The following is a 4,096-nucleotide window of genomic DNA, read 5'->3' on the forward strand; positions in this document are numbered from 1 at the left end:
CAATGGAATGAGCAAAATGTCCCGCAAGTCTTGGCTCATCGAGTAGCTTACTTAAATGGAATGATTGGTGTCAATCTCAAAGCAGCAGCTTAAATTATCATCAGTATTTATACTGATTGCATAACTGTTATGCTCCCTCGCACGAGAGCGTATCTGCTATCAAATCATTAATATCGACTTGGCTCAGAGGTTCCAAGGTAATAGTATTTACCGTTACTTGGGATTTTTCCATCTCTGCTACTGTCAACATAAATGGATGAGCCGGGGATACTTCGTTATCTCGATATGCCCCAATTACCAGCAAATTCTGACTATCTTTTTCACTCATCAACACTTGCAACAGCTTCAGGGATGCTGAATCTGACCATTGCAAATCATCCAAAAAAATCACTAAGGGATGTTCTTGTGTAGCAAACACAGAGATAAAATTTTGAAAAAGTAAATTAAAACGGTTTTCTGCGGCACTTCCCGAAAGTTCAGAGACAGGCTGTTGTTTGCCAATAATTCGTTCGAGTTCGGGAATTACTTCTACAATAACTTGACCGTTTTCGCCAACAGCAGTGATAATTTTTCTTTGCCATTGTTCGAGCTCAGCGTCACTTTCTGAGAGTAATTGCTCCATCAAATCTCGGAAGGCTTGCACAAAAGCACTAAATGGAATGTTGCGTTGGAATTGGTCGTATTTGCCTTTGATGAAATAACCGCGTTGGCGAACTATGGGTTTGTGAATTTCGTTGACTACAGCGGTTTTCCCAATGCCGGAAAATCCGGCAACTAGCATCATTTCGCTGCGGGATAAATTTGAGTCACCCGAGCTCCCCTTAATCAAGGGAGGGTCTTCTTTTGGGCCGTTTCTTTCGTTCCCAAGAATAGCCTGGGAACGAGAGCTAGAGGGGTTTGCTACTCGATCGAATGCTGCTAATAATGCAGCGACTTCGGTTGCTCTGCCGTAGAGTTTTTCTGGTATGATAAAGCGCTCGCAAAAATCCCGCTTCCCAATGGCAAAACTCTCTATTTTACCTGTATCATTGAGTTGCTGCAAACAAGTTTCTAAATCGGCTTTCAGCCCTAATGCACTCTGATACCGAGATTCGGCATTTTTGGCAATCAATTTGCTGACAATTTGCGAGAGGACAAGGGGAATTTGGGGATTAATTTCACGTACCGATGGCGGGTGCTGGGCAATATGACAGTGGATCAATTCCATCGGATCGCTGCATTGAAATGGCAATTTTCCTGTCAGCAACTGGTAAAAGGTGACACCGAGAGAATAAAAATCTGTGCGGTAGTCGAGGCCGCGATTCATTCTTCCTGTTTGTTCGGGAGATAAATAGCTGAGTGTTCCTTCCATTACTTTGGGACTCATCAGCATTTGAGTCTCTCGCGGCAGCAAAGATGCAATACTAAAGTCAATGAGTTTGACTTGTTTAGTCTCAGGATTAATGAGAATGTTGGCGGGTTTAATGTCTTTGTGAATGATGCGGTGGCGGTAAAGTAGATCTAATGGGTAATAAATATGTAGTGATTAGATATTTATTGGCTCAAGACATAGTTGTAATGATGGATAAAATACCAAATAGCACCAATATGGTTTTCTAACTTTTTAGAAAATGAAAGAGTTTTTCTTACGATCCGAGAAACACGTTGGCGCAAAGTATTATTAAATCTTTCAATGTGATTAGTCTTTCCACTTTCTTTACCAACTGGCTGATGGCGTTTGCTTGGAAAAACACAAGCATATGCAGCCCAAAAATCTGTATAGCAAACAGCACATTGTCGATATACAGGAGGTAGAGAATTCCATAATTGTTTTGCTCCTTCTTCGCTACGAGCGCCAATATAAACACCAATAATTTCTCTGGTTTCTCTATCCATTGCTAACCATACCCATTGCTTATTTTCTTTGCAATCTACAAATGACCACAGTTCATCACATTCAACATTCAATCTAACTTTTTTTTTAGGTTTAACCTTTACTGTGCGTTCGATTGAGGCATATTTATTATTTACGTAATCCTGTAACCATTTTTGAGAAACACCCGTGCTTCTAGCTATACCAGCCAAAGAAATCTTCTCCAAAAGAAGTCGATCGATTAAATCTTTTGTTTCTGAGCTAATTACTTTGTTGGTCGGATTTTCGACAAATTGGCGACCGCAACTTTGACATTTGTATTTGGGTTTTTTATTGTGAATTCTACCATTTTTAACTATGTGATTTGAACCACACTCAGGGCAATTTGGTCGTAAGGATAGCATATTATATGACTAAACTAATCTTGTTGGCAGATATCAAGGATTCCAGCAATAATCCCTGATGATAGCATAACTGTAACTCAACCTACATTCAAACGCGAAAAAAATATTAAAATCACAAAATTTGATTGTATGAGTTATAAAAGTATCCTATGTATTCAATTACTGTAATTAAATTTCACTACATATTTATTACTACCGAAGCAGGTATATACTTGACCGCAGTAAATATAACTGCGATCGACAAAGCAGCAGTAAGTAAATTTTTAAATTTCATAAAAGTTCTGAAAAGCTTTCGTAGCTTTGTTTTGCGGTTAATGTATTGCTACAGTAGGGCGATCGGTCTCTCCAGAATTTCCCCAAAAATTTGCCCAGATTGCGGAATTTACTTTTACCCGCCCCGGTGCAGCGTGCATATACCTGCGGGCTGACTAAAAAAAAATTCTATTTATATCCTTAGAAGGAGGAAATCTTATAAAAATTGGACGATGATTGAATAGAAAAGCAATACCGTACCTGCGCTGTTGTAAGTTCTCAGCAACTATTTGTGTTGTCAAAATTGGTTTGAGAAATTAATTGACTATCAAAACTGTTGGCAGCAGCTCAGGTTCCTCAACCCTGCCAAAACACATCACACCTCCAATCCCAATGAACTCGGAGCGGCAATGAATAAAGTCAACCCCGAACCCAAAAGATCGCGCTTCATGGCAATGCTGCTGACAACGCTGCTTACCTTTCCCTTTGTCACTGCTTGCGGTTCTAGCCAGCAAAGTTCGCCTCCTCCGCCTCCTGTTGACAACACTCGCGCTGGAGGAGTGCAAACTAATCGCGCCTCGACTCCTTCGCCACAAGCGAAAAAAGGACTGAACACTGCTCAAAAAGTAGGGATTACTTTAGCAGGAGCAGCCGCCCTTTACTACATCTACAATCAGTACAAAAATAAACAAGAAAAGGGGCCGCAGGGAAAACATTACCTTTCCAAAAACGGTCGCGTTTACTACCGCGATGCCCAGAATCGCGCGGTCTGGGTAACGCCCCCGCCTGAAGGAATTAAAGTTCCGGAGTCTGAGGCAGCGCGTTACCGCGAATTCCAGGGGTACAACAACCAAAAAACCGGTCGAGACCTTACTAGCTTGCCGGAAGCTACAAGTCCTGTTCCCGCACAGTAGCGTAACTACTTGAGATTTTAGATGGCCGCTGCCGTGATTCTCAATTAAATCGGGGATTCCCAATCTAAAACAGCCATTTTTCAACACATAAAAAAAAAGAGGAACTTTATCATGGTAGACGGATTTTTGCGGAATATAAAAGATGCGATCCTCGGACCAGACGGCGAGCAAGTCGATGCTGACGGCAATTACGAAGATGCCTCAAATCCCGGACAGTACGGCAACGTGAGTCCCGCCAGCGAAGACCCCTACGGCGACCCGGCGGATGAGGAAGGGTTTAGTTGAGTCAGTTAGCTAGAAAATTTACCTGGTAAGCAACAGCACCCCTGCAGGGGTGTTTTTTTTTTGGAGGACTAAGCTGCTACGCATCTAAATTAAATATAGAGACGGGCAGGATGCCCGTCCCACAAGAGTTGTAGAAAAATTGACTGTCAAATTAGATGCACAACAGCTTAGGGTCGCGAATTAAAGAACTTACACTTTTAATTGTGATTGTGGGATGGGCGTCCCGCCCGTCCTTTTTGGACGGGCGGGACGCCCATCCCACAAACTTGTGGAAGTTATTTAATTCTCATTCCGGTAGTAATAAATATGTAGTGAAATTTAATTACAGTAATTGAATACATAGGATACTTTTATAACTCATACAATCAAATTTTGTGATTTTAATATTT

The 4,096-nt window shown here is 41.5% G+C and carries 3 protein-coding genes and 1 pseudogene; 2 read left to right on the forward strand and 2 right to left on the reverse strand.

All coding sequences use genetic code 11. The features are described 5' to 3' along the window. Positions 1-139 precede the first annotated feature (139 nt). Both ACUVJL_RS23940 and ACUVJL_RS23945 read right to left on the reverse strand, forming a co-directional pair. A pseudogene (locus ACUVJL_RS23940) lies at positions 140-1,504 on the reverse strand (ATP-binding protein); the annotation flags it as partial. Positions 1,505-1,533: 29 nt separating this feature from the next. Beyond that, positions 1,534-2,256 (reverse strand): IS1 family transposase, encoded by a 723-nt coding sequence (locus tag ACUVJL_RS23945; RefSeq protein WP_445248121.1) that lies wholly within the window; start codon positions 2,254-2,256, stop codon positions 1,534-1,536. A 662-nt stretch (positions 2,257-2,918) separates the two neighbouring features. On the opposite strand from ACUVJL_RS23945, the gene ACUVJL_RS23950 reads away from it, so the two are divergent. Together ACUVJL_RS23950 and ACUVJL_RS23955 are read left to right on the forward strand one after the other, a co-directional pair. After that, positions 2,919-3,422, forward strand: coding sequence for a hypothetical protein (locus ACUVJL_RS23950; RefSeq protein ID WP_445248122.1), 504 nt, complete (start codon positions 2,919-2,921; stop codon positions 3,420-3,422). Between the two features lie 111 nt (positions 3,423-3,533). After that, positions 3,534-3,707: a hypothetical protein gene (locus ACUVJL_RS23955; RefSeq protein WP_445248123.1), complete on the forward strand. Its 174-nt coding sequence runs from the start codon at positions 3,534-3,536 to the stop codon at positions 3,705-3,707. Positions 3,708-4,096: the final 389 nt, after the last annotated feature.

Origin of the sequence: Microcoleus sp. OTE_8_concoct_300, assembly GCF_031383065.1 — a bacterium.
Classification (GTDB): domain Bacteria; phylum Cyanobacteriota; class Cyanobacteriia; order Cyanobacteriales; family Microcoleaceae; genus Microcoleus.